11 protein-coding genes are annotated in these 17,496 nt (G+C 53.9%); 5 read left to right on the top strand and 6 right to left on the bottom strand.

The genetic code is table 11. The features are described 5' to 3' along the window. The first annotated feature begins 160 nt into the window (after nucleotides 1-160). The 3 genes from glpT to inaA all read left to right on the top strand — a co-directional run bounded on the left by glpT (nucleotide 161) and on the right by inaA (nucleotide 3,469). Nucleotides 161-1,513 carry a glycerol-3-phosphate transporter gene (gene glpT, locus B3B59_RS14740; RefSeq protein WP_006176478.1) on the top strand — a complete coding sequence of 451 codons (1,353 nt, stop codon included), beginning with the start codon at nucleotides 161-163 and terminating at the stop codon, nucleotides 1,511-1,513. Between the two features lie 11 nt (nucleotides 1,514-1,524). Continuing rightward, on the top strand, nucleotides 1,525-2,586 hold the full coding sequence (gene glpQ, locus B3B59_RS14735; protein WP_286809431.1) for a glycerophosphodiester phosphodiesterase: 1,062 nt from the start codon (nucleotides 1,525-1,527) through the stop codon (nucleotides 2,584-2,586). A gap of 232 nt (nucleotides 2,587-2,818) precedes the next feature. Further along, nucleotides 2,819-3,469, top strand: coding sequence for a lipopolysaccharide kinase InaA (gene inaA, locus B3B59_RS14730; RefSeq protein ID WP_046884703.1), 651 nt, complete (start codon nucleotides 2,819-2,821; stop codon nucleotides 3,467-3,469). A gap of 6 nt (nucleotides 3,470-3,475) precedes the next feature. Here the strand turns inward: inaA and yfaE are convergent, their stop codons facing one another. From yfaE to ubiG, 4 genes are all read right to left on the bottom strand, one after another. Then, entirely contained in the window at nucleotides 3,476-3,730 is a 255-nt protein-coding gene (yfaE, locus tag B3B59_RS14725; RefSeq protein WP_040074722.1) for a class I ribonucleotide reductase maintenance protein YfaE, read from the bottom strand. Next, nucleotides 3,730-4,860 (bottom strand): class Ia ribonucleoside-diphosphate reductase subunit beta, encoded by a 1,131-nt coding sequence (nrdB, locus tag B3B59_RS14720; protein WP_040074723.1) that lies wholly within the window; start codon nucleotides 4,858-4,860, stop codon nucleotides 3,730-3,732. The genes yfaE and nrdB overlap by 1 nt, the downstream gene beginning before the upstream one ends. 105 nt (nucleotides 4,861-4,965) lie before the next feature. Beyond that, nucleotides 4,966-7,251, bottom strand: a complete 2,286-nt coding sequence (nrdA, locus tag B3B59_RS14715) for a class 1a ribonucleoside-diphosphate reductase subunit alpha (RefSeq protein ID WP_286809430.1) — start codon at nucleotides 7,249-7,251, stop codon at nucleotides 4,966-4,968. A gap of 348 nt (nucleotides 7,252-7,599) precedes the next feature. Continuing rightward, complete coding sequence (ubiG, locus tag B3B59_RS14710) at nucleotides 7,600-8,328, bottom strand: bifunctional 2-polyprenyl-6-hydroxyphenol methylase/3-demethylubiquinol 3-O-methyltransferase UbiG (RefSeq protein ID WP_046884704.1); 729 nt, start codon at nucleotides 8,326-8,328, stop codon at nucleotides 7,600-7,602. A 146-nt stretch (nucleotides 8,329-8,474) separates the two neighbouring features. On the opposite strand from ubiG, the gene gyrA reads away from it, so the two are divergent. Both gyrA and rcsC read left to right on the top strand, forming a co-directional pair. Next, nucleotides 8,475-11,111 carry a DNA topoisomerase (ATP-hydrolyzing) subunit A gene (gyrA, locus tag B3B59_RS14705; protein WP_286809429.1) on the top strand — a complete coding sequence of 879 codons (2,637 nt, stop codon included), beginning with the start codon at nucleotides 8,475-8,477 and terminating at the stop codon, nucleotides 11,109-11,111. Nucleotides 11,112-11,246: 135 nt separating this feature from the next. Continuing rightward, the gene (gene rcsC, locus B3B59_RS14700; protein WP_286809427.1) at nucleotides 11,247-14,090 is read left to right on the top strand and encodes a two-component system sensor histidine kinase RcsC; all 2,844 of its coding nucleotides are present in this window, start codon (nucleotides 11,247-11,249) and stop codon (nucleotides 14,088-14,090) included. Between the two features lie 66 nt (nucleotides 14,091-14,156). On the opposite strand, the gene rcsB is transcribed toward rcsC, so the two are convergent. Both rcsB and rcsD read right to left on the bottom strand, forming a co-directional pair. Continuing rightward, nucleotides 14,157-14,807, bottom strand: coding sequence for a response regulator transcription factor RcsB (gene rcsB, locus B3B59_RS14695; protein WP_001061917.1), 651 nt, complete (start codon nucleotides 14,805-14,807; stop codon nucleotides 14,157-14,159). A gap of 16 nt (nucleotides 14,808-14,823) precedes the next feature. Next, nucleotides 14,824-17,496 (bottom strand): phosphotransferase RcsD, encoded by a 2,673-nt coding sequence (gene rcsD / locus B3B59_RS14690; protein WP_207292129.1) that lies wholly within the window; start codon nucleotides 17,494-17,496, stop codon nucleotides 14,824-14,826.

Raw genomic sequence — 17,496 nt, 5'->3', positions numbered from 1 at the left:
TGAAACGTGATTTCATGCGCTATTTTGCGCATTCTGTCATATTTCTGTAACAATCTGTGCGTTGATTCACAGTAACAATCACCGTGATTTCTTAACATCCCCGCCTCTGGAATCGGGTGCGAAGCACCTTCTCATTCATCACAAGGCCACGGAGGCTGTCATGCTCAGTATCTTTAAACCTGCGCCGCATCGGGCGCGTCTGCCAGAGGCAGAGATAGATCCGCTTTACCGCCGTCTGCGTTGGCAAATCTTCCTGGGGATTTTCTTCGGGTACGCGGCATATTATCTGGTACGTAAAAACTTCGCGCTCGCCATGCCGTATCTGGTGGAGCAGGGCTTCTCGCGCGGTGATTTAGGGTTTGCGCTCTCGGGGATCTCGATCGCCTACGGGTTTTCCAAGTTCATTATGGGGTCGGTGTCGGATCGCTCGAACCCGCGCGTGTTCCTGCCAGCCGGTTTGATTCTGGCGGCCGCAGTGATGTTGTTTATGGGCTTTGTGCCCTGGGCGACCTCCAGTATCGCGATTATGTTTGTGCTGCTGTTCCTCTGCGGCTGGTTCCAGGGGATGGGCTGGCCGCCGTGCGGACGCACCATGGTGCACTGGTGGTCGCAGAAAGAGCGTGGCGGAATTGTGTCGGTCTGGAACTGCGCGCATAACGTGGGCGGCGGTATCCCTCCGCTGCTGTTCCTGCTCGGGATGGCATGGTTCAACGACTGGAAAGCTGCGCTTTACATGCCGGCGTTTGGCGCGATCGTGGTAGCGATTATCGCCTTCGCCCTGATGCGCGATACGCCGCAGTCCTGCGGCCTGCCGCCAATCGAAGAGTATAAAAACGACTATCCGGACGACTATAGCGAACAGCATGAAGAGGAGCTGACAGCCAAACAGATCTTCATGAAATACGTGCTGCCCAACAAACTGCTGTGGTACATCGCGGTCGCTAACGTCTTTGTTTACCTGCTGCGCTACGGCATCCTCGACTGGTCGCCAACCTACCTGAAAGAGGTGAAACACTTCGCGCTGGATAAATCCTCCTGGGCCTACTTCCTGTATGAATACGCGGGTATCCCGGGCACGCTGATTTGTGGCTGGATGTCGGACAAGGTCTTCCGCGGCAACCGTGGTGCAACGGGTGTCTTCTTTATGACCCTGGTGACCATCGCCACCGTCGTTTACTGGCTTAACCCACCGGGCAACCCGGGCGTGGACATGGCCTGTATGATTGTGATCGGCTTCCTGATCTACGGCCCGGTGATGCTGATTGGCCTGCATGCCCTTGAGCTGGCACCGAAGAAAGCAGCAGGGACGGCGGCAGGCTTTACCGGCCTGTTTGGCTACCTTGGCGGCTCGGTCGCCGCAAGCGCCATTGTCGGCTATACCGTTGACTTCTTCGGCTGGGATGGCGGCTTCATGGTCATGATTGGCGGTAGCGTACTGGCGGTACTGCTGCTGATTGTTGTCATGATTGGTGAAAAACGTCATCACGCCGAAATACAGGCACGTCGTCAATAAGGAGCATTACGATGAAACTGACTCAACTCGCTACCGGCCTGCTGCTGGCCGGTGTCATGACAGGCTCGGCGCTGGCGGCAGACAAGATTGTCATTGCCCACCGCGGCGCCAGCGGCTATCTGCCCGAGCATACGCTGCCCGCGAAAGCGATGGCTTACGCGCAGGGGGCGGATTATCTTGAGCAGGATCTGGTGATGACCCGGGACGACCATCTGGTCGTCCTGCATGACCACTATCTTGACCGCGTTACCGATGTCGCCGACCGTTTTCCCGACCGTGCCCGTAAGGACGGCCGTTATTACGCCATCGACTTCACGCTTGCCGAGATCCGCTCGCTGAAATTTACCGAAGGCTTCGAGATTGAAAACGGCAAGAAGGTACAGGTCTATCCGGGGCGTTTCCCGATGGGCAAATCCGACTTCCGCATTCATACCTTTGAAGAGGAAATCGAGTTTGTGCAGGGGATGAACCACTCTACCGGTAAAAACATCGGCATCTACCCGGAGATCAAAGCGCCGTGGTTCCATCATCAGGAAGGGAAGGACATTGCGGCGAAAACGCTGGATGTACTGAAGCAGTACGGCTACACCAGTAAGAAGGATAAGGTCTACCTCCAGTGCTTTGATGCGGCTGAACTCAAGCGCATTAAAACCGAGCTAGAACCGAAGCGGGGGATGGATCTCAACCTGGTGCAACTGATTGCCTATACCGACTGGAATGAAACGCAGGAGAAGCAGCCGGATGGCAAGTGGGTTAACTACAACTACGACTGGATGTTTAAGCCGGGCGCGATGAAGCAGATTGCCCAATACGCCGACGGCATCGGGCCGGATTACCACATGCTGGTGGCGGAGGGCTCAACGCCGGGTCACATAAAGCTGACGGCAATGGTCAAAGAGGCGCATGCGAACCATATGCAGGTCCATCCTTTTACGGTGCGAGCCGACCAGCTGCCTGATTATGCGACGGACGTGAACCAGCTTTACAACGTGCTGTACAACCAGGCAGACGTAGATGGGCTGTTTACGGATTTCCCCGATAAGGCTGTGGAATTTTTGAACCACAAGCGTTAATGACAGACGTAACCTCATCCGGCCTGCGATTTCGCAGGCCGGGACCGCCGAACCCTCGCCACTAACCCTTTAAGCAGCTTTACTCCGTTCGCCTATCCTGCTTGCCATGTATAAAGCCTTTATTAAGTGTGACATTGTCTGCTTCCCGACACAAGTTGTTGAGATTTTTCCTAATCATCCTGGTTATCATAAGGCTGATTATTTACCTGTGAATAGTAACGGATGGTACAGCATGAACATGGCTGCAAAAGATAAAGAATTTAGCCATTGGTGGGCCACAGAAGGCGACTGGGTTGAAGAACCGAACTTTCGGCGTAAGGGAATGAGCGGCGTGCAATGTGTCGAGCGTGACGGCAAAAAGCTGTATGTCAAACGCATGACGCACCATCTGTTCCACTCCTTACGTTACCCTTTTGGCCGCCCCACCATTGTTCGTGAGATCAGCGTTATCCATGATCTGGAAAAAGCGGGTGTGATCGTTCCTAAGATCGTTTATGGCAAAGCGATGAAGGTCGAGGGTGAATGGCGTGCCCTGCTGGTCACCGAAGATATGGCGGGATTTATCAGTATTGCTGACTGGTATCATCAGCACGCAATTACGCCGTTCCCGGACGAGGTGCGTGACGCCATGCTAAAAGCGGTTGCCCTGGCGTTCAAAAAAATGCATAGCGTTAACCGCCAGCATGGTTGCTGCTATGTACGTCATATCTATGTGAAGACCGAAGGGGTGGTCGAGGCAGGATTTCTCGATCTTGAAAAGAGCCGCCGTCGTCTGCGCCGCCATAAGGCTGCGAATCACGACTTCCGGCAGCTGGAAAAATATCTGGACCCGATTCCGAAGCGTGACTGGGAACAGGTCAAAGCGTATTACTACGCGATGTAATCGCTGTTACATCTCGATCTCAATATCCCCTTTAGCCCTGCAGCAGCAGGGCAAAATTTCCCCTTCGCTGATGAAGGCCAGCGGTTCGGCAATCCAGTCCACCTGACCGGATACCAGGCGACAGCGGCAAGAGCCGCAGTAACCTTCACGACACTGGTATTCTACTTCAACCTGATGCGACTCAAGAGCAATCAGCAGGGAGGGGTGCTCATCCCGGCACATAACCTCTGTGCCGGAAAGGCGAAGCGTCACGCGGCTCATCAGAGCTGGAAGTCGCTCAGGTCGTCGGTATTCACTTCAGAGTCAATCTGACCGACCAGGTAAGAGCTCACCTCCACTTCCTGCGGCGCAACCTGCACATTGTCAGAGACCAGCCAGGTATTGATCCACGGAATCGGGTTGGAGCGCGTCTGGAACGGCAGGTCAAGGCCCACCGCCTGCATACGGATATTGGTAATGTACTCGACGTACTGGCAGAGAATATCTTTGTTCAGGCCAATCATGGAGCCGCCCTGGAACAGATACTCTGCCCACTCTTTTTCCTGCACTGCAGCCTGAACGAACAGGTCGTAGCTCTCCTGTTTGCACTCTTCTGCGATCTCGGCCATTTCCGGATCGTCTACACCGCTGCGCAGCAGGTTCAGCATATGCTGAGTACCTGTCAAATGCAGGGCTTCGTCACGGGCAATCAGGCGGATGATTTTGGCGTTGCCTTCCATCAGCTCACGTTCAGCAAAGGCGAAGGAGCAGGCGAAACTGACGTAGAAGCGGATCGCTTCCAGCGCGTTCACGCTCATCAGGCACAGGTACAGTTTTTTCTTCAGCTCGCGCAGGCTGACGGTGACGGTTTTACCGTTAACGGTGTGCGTACCTTCGCCCAGCAGATGCCAGTAGCTGGTCATCTCAATCAGATCGTCGTAGAAGTGAGAGATGCCCTCTGCGCGCTTCAGGATCTGGTCGTTCGTCACGATATCATCAAACACAATCGCCGGATCGTTAACGATATTACGGATGATATGGGTATAGGAGCGTGAGTGGATCGTCTCGGAAAACGCCCAGGTCTCAACCCAGGTTTCCAGCTCCGGAATAGAGATCAACGGCAGCAGCGCCACGTTCGGGCTACGTCCCTGAATAGAGTCCAGCAGCGTCTGGTATTTCAGGTTGCTGAGGAAGATATGCTTCTCATGCTCTGGCAATGCCTGGAAATCGATGCGATCGCGTGAAACGTCCACTTCTTCCGGGCGCCAGAAGAAGGAGAGTTGCTTTTCAATCAGCTTTTCGAAGATGTCATATTTTTGCTGATCGTAGCGTGCCACGTTGACCGGCTGGCCGAAAAACATCGGCTCTTTGAGCTGGTCATTTTTCGTCTGTGAAAAGGTGGTGTATGCCATGAATGTGTCCTGTGGTGTTATTTCCCTCACCCCGGCCCTCTCCCACAGGGAGAGGGGGAAAGAGTTCCCTCTCCTTGTAAGAGAGGGTTAGGGTGAGGGGATTTATTAGATCTTACATGCGCCGCTTTCGCAGCCATCATCCTGGATAGAAGGAGCCAGGTCATCCTGTGCATCTTCTGCACCGTCACGGGTGTTTTGATAGTACAGGGTTTTCACGCCAAATTTGTAAGCGGTAAGCAGGTCTTTCAGCAACTGCTGCATCGGCACTTTTCCGGACGGGAAACGTGACGGGTCATAGTTAGTATTCGCCGAGATCGCCTGATCGATGAACTTCTGCATGATACCCACCAGTTGCAGGTAGCCGTCGTTGTTCGGCATTTCCCACAGCAGTTCGTAGTTGTTTTTCAGCAGTTCATAATCCGGCACCACCTGGCGCAGGATGCCATCTTTCGACGCCTTAATGCTCACGTGGCCGCGCGGCGGCTCAATGCCGTTAGTGGCGTTAGAGATCTGCGAAGAGGTCTCGGACGGCATCAGGGCAGAGAGCGTAGAGTTACGCAGGCCGTGGGTCTTGATGGACTCACGAAGCGCGTCCCAGTCCAGGTGCAGCGGCTCGCTGACAATCACATCCAGGTCTTTCTTGTAGGTGTCGATTGGCATAATGCCTTTTGCATAGGTGGTTTCATTGAACCACGGGCAAGCACCTTGCTCTTTCGCCAGTTCGTTAGAGGCTTTCAGCAAGTAGTACTGAATGGCTTCAAACGTCTCATGGGTCAGGTTGTTGGCGCTGCCATCGGAGTAACGCTTACCGTTCTTCGCCAGCCAGTAGGCGAAGTTGATGACACCAATACCCAGGGTACGACGACCCATTGCACCGCGTTTGGCCGCCGGGATTGGATAATCCTGGTAATCCAGCAGGGCGTCGAGCGCGCGAACCGCCAGTACCGCCAGCTCTTCCAGCTCGGACAGGCTCTTGATCGCGCCCAGGTTAAACGCGGAGAGCGTACAGAGCGCGATCTCGCCGTTTTCGTCGTTCACATCGTCCAGCGGTTTGGTCGGCAGCGCGATTTCCAGGCACAGGTTAGACTGACGCACCGGGGCAATCGCCGGATCGAACGGGCTGTGGGTGTTGCAGTGGTCAACGTTCTGAATGTAGATACGGCCAGTCGAAGCACGTTCCTGCATCATCAGGGAGAAGAGATCGACCGCTTTCACGCGCTGCTTACGAATGCTGTCATCTTTTTCGTATTTGGTGTACAGACGCTCAAACTCGTCCTGATCGGCAAAGAAAGCGTCGTACAGGCCCGGTACGTCGGACGGGCTAAACAGGGTGATGTCTTCGCCCTTCAGCAGACGGGTGTACATCAGTTTGTTGATCTGTACGCCGTAGTCCATGTGACGCACGCGGTTGCCTTCCACGCCACGGTTATTTTTCAGTACCAGCAGGCTTTCCACTTCCAGGTGCCACATTGGGTAGAAGAGGGTAGCCGCACCGCCGCGCACGCCGCCCTGAGAGCAGGACTTCACGGCGGTCTGGAAATGTTTATAGAACGGAATACAGCCGGTGTGGAACGCTTCGCCGCCGCGAATAGGGCTACCCAGCGCACGAATACGGCCCGCGTTGATACCAATGCCGGCACGCTGGGAGACATATTTCACAATGGCGCTGGAGGTGGCGTTAATGGAATCCAGGCTATCGCCGCATTCGATCAGTACGCAAGAGCTGAACTGACGCGTTGGGGTACGCACGCCAGACATGATTGGCGTAGGCAGCGAAATTTTAAAGGTGGAGACCGCATCATAGAAACGCTTCACGTATTCCAGACGGGTGTCACGCGGATAGTTAGAGAACAGGCAAGCGGCAACCAGAATATAGAGGAACTGTGCGCTTTCGTAGATCTCACCGGTCACGCGGTTCTGCACCAGGTATTTGCCTTCCAGCTGCTTAACGGCAGCATAGGAGAAGTTCATGTCACGCCAGTGGTCGATAAACCCGTCCATCTGCTTGAACTCTTCTTCCGTGTAGTCTTCCAGCAGATGCGTGTCGTACTTGCCCAGCTCGACCATTTTCACGACGTGATCGTACAGGGCTGGAGGTTCAAACTGACCGTAGGCTTTTTTGCGCAGATGGAAGATGGCCAGACGTGCCGCCAGGTACTGATAATCCGGCGCTTCGCGGGAGATCAAATCTGCCGCGGCTTTGATGATGGTCTCGTGGATATCAGAGGTTTTAATGCCATCGTAGAACTGGATGTGCGATCGCAGTTCGACCTGGGAGATTGATACGTTATTCAGTCCTTCTGCTGCCCAGTCGAGAACACGATGGATTTTGTCCAGATTGATACGCTCGGTTGCACCGTCGCGCTTTGTCACCAGCAGACTCTGATTCATGTGGGTTTTTACCTGTCCGTGAAATAAAAAAATATCCCCCGCTTATCCACAGATTCGCCTTGTGACTAACTCTGTGGATAAATACTACATATAGGGGGTTTGCGATAAGAGAAACGCTATATGGTGAGTATTCTAGTATCGAATCATTTCAGTACAAGGGTTGATTTTGACGTTAATTTGAGGTTGTGAAAGGGTAAAAAAGCGTAAGTCCTCGTGCTATAAGGCCTGGACCCCGTGTCAATAATCTAGAAAAAAAATCCAAATTTTGATCAAGTGCTGATTTCTTCAACGACGGGCAAAATTGCGCAACACAGGGTTGCGCATTGTTTATAAGAATTCGTGATGTCGTTAGTCTTTTTTTGCCGTTGTATGCAACATATAATTAACATCAACGCCCGGCCCAAGCTTGAATTTATCCAGAACAGGATTGTAGTGGAGACCGGTCATGTGCTGCTCTTTAAGCCCCGTCTGGTCAACCCAGCTCAGTAACTCGGCAGGCTTAATAAATTTCTTCACGTCGTGGGTCCCTTTCGGCACCATGCGCAGGACATATTCAGCCCCGACCACCGCCATCAGCCAGGCCTTGCCGTTACGGTTGATGGTAGAGAAGAAGACCTGACCGCCGGGCTTAACCAGTTTTGCACAGGCGCTCACCACCGACTGCGGATCAGGAACGTGCTCGAGCATCTCCATGCAGGTCACTACGTCATACTGATGGGCATACTTAGCGGCGTGCTCTTCCACGGTCTCTTGAACATACTCAACCTGTACACCCGATTCCAGCGCATGCAGCCGTGCTACCTGCAGTGGCTCGAAGCCCATATCCAGCCCGGTAACGTTCGCGCCTTCGCGCGCCATGCTTTCTGCCAGAATTCCGCCGCCGCAGCCGACATCAAGCACCTTTTTGCCAAACAGGCCACCGGAGCGCTCGGCGATGTAGCCCAGACGTAGCGGGTTAATACGATGCAGCGGTTTAAACTCGCCTTCAAGGTCCCACCAGCGCGAGGCGACGGCTTCGAATTTGGCGATCTCTTCATGGTCAACGTTGTGACCCACCGACGTTTTTTCGGCATTCATGGGCGCTTTTACTCCTTTTGTGGTCAGACCCGGAAGTATATCAGGTGAAGGGGATGAATAAACCGTATTGGTTTACCTCTTACACCGCGGCTGTGTTATAATTTGCGACCTTTGAATCCGGGATACAGTAGAGGGATAGCGGTTAGATGAGCGACCTTGCGAGAGAAATTACACCGGTTAACATCGAGGAAGAGCTGAAGAGCTCCTATCTGGACTATGCGATGTCGGTCATTGTTGGCCGTGCGCTGCCGGATGTCCGCGATGGACTTAAACCGGTACACCGTCGCGTACTATACGCCATGAACGTATTGGGCAATGACTGGAATAAAGCCTACAAAAAATCTGCCCGTGTCGTTGGTGACGTAATCGGTAAATACCACCCCCATGGTGATACCGCCGTATATGACACCATCGTCCGTATGGCGCAGCCATTCTCCTTGCGTTACATGCTGGTAGATGGTCAGGGTAACTTTGGTTCTGTTGACGGCGACTCCGCAGCGGCGATGCGTTATACGGAAATCCGTATGTCGAAAATCGCCCATGAGCTGATGGCCGACCTGGAAAAAGAGACCGTTGATTTCGTCGATAACTACGATGGTACCGAGCGAATCCCAGATGTCATGCCTACCAAGATCCCGAACCTGCTCGTTAACGGGTCGTCGGGTATCGCCGTAGGTATGGCAACCAACATTCCGCCACACAATATTACCGAAGTCATCAACGGCTGCCTGGCCTATATCGACGATGAAGAGATCAGCATTGAAGGGCTGATGGAACACATCCCGGGCCCGGATTTCCCGACAGCGGCGATCATCAATGGTCGTCGTGGTATTGAAGAGGCGTATCGCACCGGTCGCGGCAAGATTTATATCCGTGCCCGTGCGGAAGTGGAAGCGGACGCCAAAACCGGCCGTGAAACCATCATTGTTCACGAGATCCCGTATCAGGTGAACAAAGCGCGTCTGATTGAAAAAATCGCCGAGCTGGTAAAAGAGAAACGTGTTGAAGGTATCAGCGCGCTGCGTGACGAGTCCGATAAAGACGGGATGCGCATCGTGATTGAGATCAAACGCGACGCAGTGGGTGAAGTGGTTCTTAACAACCTCTACTCCCAGACTCAGCTGCAGGTCTCCTTCGGTATTAACATGGTTGCGCTTCACCATGGCCAGCCGAAGATCATGAACCTGAAAGAGATTCTGAGCGCGTTCGTGCGTCACCGCCGTGAAGTGGTAACGCGTCGTACTATTTTCGAACTGCGCAAAGCGCGCGACCGTGCGCACATCCTTGAAGCGCTGGCCGTGGCCCTGGCAAACATCGAACCGATTATTGAATTGATTCGTCGTGCGCCAACCCCTGCGGAAGCGAAAGCGGCGTTAGTCTCTCAGCCATGGGCGCTTGGTAACGTCTCTGCCATGCTCGAACGTGCGGGTGATGACGCTGCACGTCCTGAGTGGCTGGATCCTGAATTCGGCGTGCGCGATGGTCAGTACTATCTGACTGAACAGCAGGCCCAGGCGATTCTGGATCTGCGTCTGCAGAAACTGACCGGCCTTGAGCATGAAAAACTGCTCGACGAGTACAAAGAGCTGCTGGGACAGATTGCTGAGCTGCTGCACATCCTGGGCAGCGCCGAGCGTCTGATGGAAGTGATCCGCGAAGAGCTGGAGCTGGTCCGCGATCAGTTTGGCGATGCGCGTCGTACTGAAATCACCGCTAACAGCTCTGATATCAACATCGAAGATCTGATCAACCGCGAAGATGTGGTGGTCACCCTGTCTCACCAGGGCTATGTGAAGTATCAGCCGCTCACCGACTACGAAGCTCAGCGTCGTGGCGGTAAAGGCAAATCTGCCGCACGTATTAAAGAAGAAGACTTTATCGACCGCCTGCTGGTGGCGAACACCCATGACACGATCCTCTGCTTCTCAAGCCGCGGTCGTCTCTACTGGATGAAAGTCTATCAGCTGCCGGAAGCGAGCCGTGGCGCGCGTGGTCGTCCAATCGTCAACCTGCTGCCGCTGGAAGCGAACGAGCGTATTACCGCTATCCTGCCGGTGCGTGAGTACGAAGAGGGCGTGAACGTCTTTATGGCGACCGCCAGCGGTACCGTGAAGAAAACCGCGCTGACCGAATTCAGCCGTCCGCGTTCTGCCGGTATTATTGCGGTGAACCTGAACGAAGGCGACGAACTGATTGGCGTGGATCTGACCTCCGGTTCTGATGAAGTGATGCTGTTCTCTGCCGCCGGTAAAGTGGTGCGCTTCAAAGAGAACGCGGTGCGCGCAATGGGTCGTACGGCGACCGGCGTTCGCGGTATCAAACTGGCGGGCGAAGATGCCGTGGTCTCCCTGATCGTTCCACGTGGCGAAGGAGCAATCCTGACCGTTACCCAGAACGGCTATGGTAAACGTACGGCGGAAAGCGAGTATCCAACCAAGTCTCGCGGCACCCAGGGCGTTATCTCTATCAAAGTGACCGAGCGCAACGGTTCCGTTGTTGGCGCGGTACAGGTAGATGATGCTGACCAGATTATGATGATCACCGATGCCGGTACGCTGGTGCGTACACGCGTTTCCGAGATCAGCATAGTCGGCCGTAATACGCAGGGCGTGATCCTCATCCGTACTGCGGAAGACGAGAACGTAGTGGGTCTGCAGCGTGTTGCCGAACCGGTAGATGATGAAGAGCTTGATTCTATCGACGGTACCGTAGCGGAAGGCGATGATGAAATCGCGCCGGAAGCAGACGTAGACGACGATGCAGCGGACGACGCTGACGAGTAATGTCTCCCTGTTGCAAAAGGGCCGGTTTCCGGCCCTTTTCTTTTGCACAAGCAGACAAGTGAACATTGCGACCCGGCGCGTTTACCGCTACCTTAACCACATTCTTTTTTACCCCGATGGCGGAGCCTCGCCCCCTTGAAATACCTCGTCTCCTTTCGAACTACGCTAAAAGTCTCCCGCTATCTGTTTCGGGCGCTGGCACTGCTACTCTGGCTATTGATCGCGCTCTTCTCGGTGTTTTACATCGTGAACGCGCTGCATCAGAAGGAGTCGGAGATTCGTCAGGAGTTCAATCTTAGCTCCGATCAGGCTCAGCGTTATATTCAGCGCACCTCAGACGTGATGAAAGAGCTGAAATACATCGCGGAAAACCGCCTGACGGCAGAAAACGGCATCATGGCCAGCCGTGGGCGTGATAGCAAAGCCGAAGTGCCCGATTTCGAACCGCTTTTCCCGGATTCCGACTGTTCTACGATGGGCAGTGCATGGCGCGGTTCGCTGGAGTCGCTGGCCTGGTTTATGCGCTACTGGCGCGATAACTTCTCCGCCGCCTACGATCTTAATCGTGTCTTCTTAATTGGCAGTGACAATCTCTGTATGGCCGATTTTGGACTGCGTGACGTACCGGTCGAGCGCGATGATGCGCTGAAGAGCCTGCATGAGCGCATCGTCAAATACCGCAATGCGCCGCAGGATGAGCGAGGCAACAACATCTTCTGGATTAGCCAGGGGCCGCGTCCGGGGATAGGGTACTTCTATTCCCTGACCCCGGTGTATCTGGCGAACCGCCTGCAGGCGCTGCTGGGTATTGAACAGACTATCCGGATGGAGAACTTCTTTACCCCGGGTACCTTACCAATTGGGGTGACCATTCTGGACGAAAACGGTCATCCCCTTATTTCCCTGACCGGACCGGAAAATCGCATCAAGATCGATCCGCGCTGGATGCAGGAGCGTTCCTGGTTTGGCTATACCTCCGGTTTCCGTGACCTGGTGCTGAAGAAAAGCTTACCGCCGTCCTCGCTGAGCATCGTCTATTCGGTGCCGGTGGATATGGTGCTTGAGCGGATCCGCATGTTAATCCTGAACTCGGTGCTACTGAACGTGCTGGTGGGGATTGCGCTCTTTACTCTCGCGCGGATGTACGAACGTAAAATCTTTATTCCGGCAGAAGCCGACGCCCAGCGTCTTGAAGAGCACGAGCAGTTCAACCGCAAGATCGTCGCTTCGGCGCCGGTGGGGATCTGCATTCTGCGTACGGTCGATGGCACTAACATTCTGAGTAACGAGCTGGCGCATAACTATCTGAACATGCTCACCCACGAAGACCGGCAGCGGCTGACGCAGATTATCTGCGGACAGCAGGTGAACTTTGTGGACGTGCTCACCAGCAATAACACCAATCTGCAGATTAGCTTTGTCCACTCGCGCTACCGTAATGAAAACGTGGCGATCTGCGTGCTGGTCGACGTCTCAGCCCGCGTCAAAATGGAAGAGTCGTTACAGGACATGGCCCAGTCGGCAGAGCAGGCGAGCCAGTCGAAATCGATGTTCCTTGCCACCGTTAGCCATGAGTTGCGTACCCCGCTATACGGCATCATCGGCAACCTGGATCTGCTGCAAACCAAAGAGCTGCCGCGGGGCGTAGACCGTCTGGTGACGGCGATGAACAACTCCTCCAGCCTGCTGCTAAAAATCATCAGCGACATTCTCGACTTCTCTAAAATCGAGTCGGAACAGCTGAAGATTGAGCCGCGCGAGTTCTCTCCCCGTGAGGTCATGAACCATATCAGCGCTAACTACCTGCCTCTGGTGGTGCGCAAACAGCTGGGGCTGTACTGCTTTATCGAACCTGATGTGCCGGTTACCCTGCAGGGCGACCCGATGCGCCTGCAGCAGGTCATCTCTAACCTGTTAAGTAACGCCATTAAATTCACCGATATCGGCTGCATCGTCCTGCATGTCACCCGGGCCGGTGATTATCTAAGTATCCGCGTGCGCGACACCGGGGTAGGGATCCCGGCCAAAGAGGTGGTGAAGCTTTTCGACCCGTTCTTCCAGGTGGGGACCGGGGTGCAACGTAACTTCCAGGGCACCGGGCTGGGGCTGGCAATCTGTGAAAAACTGATCAGCATGATGGACGGGGATATCTCGGTAGATACCGAACCAGGCATGGGCAGCCAGTTTACTATTCGTATTCCTCTCTATGCTGCCCAGTCGCCGTCCAGCGTGGTGGTGAAAGGGTTAAGTGATAAACGCTGCTGGCTGGCGGTTAATAACGCCTCGCTGCACAGCTATCTTGAATCCCTGCTGACCCGCAGCGGTATCCGCGTGGCGCGCTATCAGGGGCAGACGCCGGATGCGGAAGATGTGCTGCTCACCGATGATGAACTGGCACAGCCGTGGCAGGGCAAGGCGTCAGTACTCTTCTGCCGTCGTCATATTGGTATTCCGCTTGAGCGTGCGCACGGCGTGTGGGTAAACAGCGTGGCCTCTCCTCATGAGCTGATTGCGCTGCTGGCGCGTATTTGGCGCGTAGAGCTTGAGACCAGCGACGGTACGGCGGCGCTGCCGTCACCGGAAACGGCGCAGATGAATGACGATATGATGATTCTGGTGGTGGACGATCATCCTATCAACCGCCGTCTGCTGGCCGATCAGCTTGGCTCGCTGGGCTATCAATGTAAAACCGCGAACGACGGCGTGGATGCCCTTAATGTCCTGAGCAAAAACCACATTGATATCGTGCTGAGTGATGTCAACATGCCGAATATGGACGGTTATCGCCTCACGCAGCGGATCCGTCAGCTTGGCCTCACGCTCCCGGTCGTAGGCGTAACGGCCAACGCGCTGGCGGAAGAGAAGCAGCGCTGTCTGGAGTCGGGGATGGATAGCTGTCTCTCCAAGCCGGTCACGCTGGATGTATTAAAACAGACGCTGGCGGTCTATGCGGATCGGGTGAGAAAAGCGCGGGTATAAAAAAACGCCCGCAGGCGTTATTGAGAAGCCGGGCACGCGTAAGCGTAGCCCGGTTTTTTTACGGGGTTAATCTTTATCCGCCGGGCTCAGGGTCACGGAAGAGAGGTAGTTAAGCAGTGCGATATCATTTTCCACGCCCAGTTTCATCATCGCTGATTTCTTCTGGCTACTGATGGTCTTGATACTGCGGTTCAGCTTTTTGGCGATCTCGGTAACGAGGAAACCTTCGGCGAACAGACGCAGAACTTCGCTCTCTTTCGGTGACAGACGTTTGTCACCATAGCCACCTGCGCTGATTTTCTCCAGCAGGCGAGAGACGCTCTCCGGGGTAAACTTCTTCCCTTTCTGCAGTGCGGCCAGCGCTTTCGGCAGATCGGTTGGCGCACCCTGTTTCAGGACAATCCCTTCAATGTCGAGATCCAGCACGGCGCTTAAGATCGCCGGGTTATTGTTCATGGTCAGAACAATAATCGACAGGCTTGGGAAATGGCGCTTGATGTATTTGATAAGCGTAATGCCGTCACCGTACTTATCTCCAGGCATGGAAAGGTCGGTGATGAGCACGTGCGCATCAAGTTTCGGGAGGTTATTAATCAGTGCTGTGGAGTCTTCAAATTCGCCAACAACATTCACCCACTCGATCTGTTCAAGTGATTTGCGAATACCGAACAGTACAATCGGATGGTCATCGGCAATAATTACGTTCATATTGTTCATGTATAGGGCTACCTTGCTACAGCAAGCTTTTGACGTAGGCGTCAATGTCGCTGATGTATTTTTCTATGCTGGCGGCATCTTTCTCACGAATAAGATGTTCCAGCGTTTCACATAATTGCTTGCCTGGAACCAGATTAAGCATGGCAAACACCCCTTTTAGTCGGTGTGCTGTCTGAGCCAGCGCCGCAAAATCGCTCGCGGCGGATTCAGTATACAGCCTCTTAACATCATCTGGTACTGTGTCTACAAAGAGCGAATAATAACCGCTGGCCTGAAGCTCGGCATTTTCATTACCGCCAAGCGGGGAGTCCGGGATCGTTTCCTGGGCCAGCTGCTCTTCTATTAGTTGTAGTACAGCTTCCTGCATAGCATTGCTCATATTAAAGTTGACGCGCATCTGCCCGGGGCCGATATTTCGCACGCCTGGCTCATCATCGCTTAAAAGCAAGCCGGAGGCAGTAAGATTAGACGGATTATCAGTTAAAAACAGATCATATTCTTGACTTACCAGCCTTTCGTCAGGCGTGATGCAACTTGCACCCCAGTTTTCCAGCTGACGAACCACGATATTACGAATCTCATTAGAGGTGACGTCAATCATGGCTACCACGTCATCGAGCAGACGTTCATCATCTTCAGCTTCTTGTGCCGTCGCCGCCATTTTTACGTGCAGAGAGTAACGGGTTCCCAGCGATTCGCGGGCTTTAATATTCAGATGACCGCCAAGTTTACGGGCGAGCTGATCGCAGAGCCAGAAGGTGAGGGGGTTGGCTTTACCGTAACTATCCCCCTGGGTCTCGTTCAGGAACGGGAAGTGGAGATTATCGATTTCGCTCAGCGTGACCCCTTCACCGGTATCCAGAATACGGAAGGTCAAGCGATCGTCTGCCGATTCGTCATTGCTCACTTCAAGGGTGATCTTACCGATCTGGGTGGTGGTGACGGCATACTGAATCAGCAGCAACAAGATCCGGCGCAGCGCTTCGCGATCCCCGTGACGTTTATCGTTAGCCGGCAGCGGGTTGTTAATAAGAAGCTGCAGACCCTTGCGCTTAACAACCGGCAGTACCTCCGGCACGACTTCATCAATCAGATCCTGAATAGAAAACAACTCTGCGTTGCTCTTCCAGCTATCATTCTCCAGCATATTTGCCAGCTGAATTTCGTCCACTAGCCTTACCAGCGTATCGGCGTGTCTGGCAAGCTGCAGACTGTCCGCGCCGTTGAGATGTGCAGCCTCATCGGCCAACGTCTTCAGAGGCTGTTTAAACGCCTCACCAATGTTCTGCATAAAGGCCGCCCGGCCCTGTTGATTCTTTTCATACAGCCGTTGTGCCTGCTTGAGCTTTTTGTTCACCAGCACTTCGCGATCCTGGTCGCGGATAATAAAGATCTGGGTACGCGAAGCCACCTGGCTGCGGAACTGACGAATTTCATACAGCTCATTATTAATAGTGGCCTGAATCACACCCTGATGCTGATCGGCCATCGTGGTGATATTTTGCAAATTGAGGTGCGGTAGCAGGTGATCGGCGATCTTATTGCTGATAATAGTGCGGTTTGCTTCCTGATCATGCACCAGCAGGCCAAGGGGTAATACCGAGACTATTTCTTCATTCAGGGCGCGCAGGACGCGAAGCTCATTGCTGCTTCCGGTATTGACCGGGACATCGCTCTGACGCCCGGACTGCGTACGAAATGTACTGTAACCAAACAGCGCCAGAGCCAACAGGCCAATGTTCAGCAACAGTGGCAATAGAATGTTTTGCAGTGTATCGAGCAGCAGGGTACCAAAAGGCACCTGCCAGACCAGTCGCATCCCGGTACTGTTCAGGGAAGAGGCGATCTCGATCTTCGAGCCGTTGAAAGAGATGCTTACGCTGTCCGGGCTTTCTTTGTCTTGTGATGAACGCAGATTTTGCGAGGCAGTATCCGGATCGAGGCGGAAACTATCCAGCGGCATATCCGGTGGGATCAAATCGTTTATCGGCAGGTCGAACGCCACTACCGTTGCCAGATGCCCCGGTTGGTTAAAGGTGGTGCGTAGCGTGAAGTAATGCCCGTTCTGCCATGCCAGCCGGCGCAGAGAAGAGAAACTTTCACGCTCATCCAGCGCATTGGCCTGCTGCAACATCTCTGCCCGACGCGAGTCAACGATATTGCCGACCGTGGTCTCTTTAAACCCGGAGGAGAGGTCTTTCAGCGGCAGGGTAGAGATTAAAATCATGCTGTTATCCTGGCCGTTCAGGTAGTACATCGACCAGGGAATAGTTTCGGCGCCCCACAAGGTATCAAGATAGGTAGAGATACGCTGCGTCATCTCAAGGGTGGCGCTGTCGTGAGAGCCAAAAATCAGGGCTTCGGTTTTCCGACGCGTCTTCTCAAGATAGTAAACGTCTTGTTTGAGGCGGGTTTCCTGCAAGCCTTCTCCCGAAGAGTTGCCAGGCGTTGCAGCGATATTGTCGTAAATCTGCCAGGTGGCATAGCGCCAGGTATCTATGCGTTTATGGAGGGCATGGGTGATATCCACAACCTGATAACTGCGATCCTTTAGCCAGGCATTTACCGCACTCTGCACCATCACGCCCAGAGTGACTAACAGCACAACGATCAATAGAAGAAAGAAACGGGTAATGCTGCCCGGAAGCAGTGAAAATTTACTGGCGGCTGTGGTTTCAGACTGACTCAT

The sequence above is a fragment of the Leclercia sp. UBA2479 genome (genome assembly GCF_002341985.1).
In the GTDB taxonomy this organism is placed as follows: Bacteria; Pseudomonadota; Gammaproteobacteria; order Enterobacterales; family Enterobacteriaceae; genus Enterobacter; species Enterobacter pneumoniae.
The sequence above is the reverse complement of the archived record's forward strand: the minus strand, read 5'-3'. Positions and strand labels throughout refer to the sequence as shown.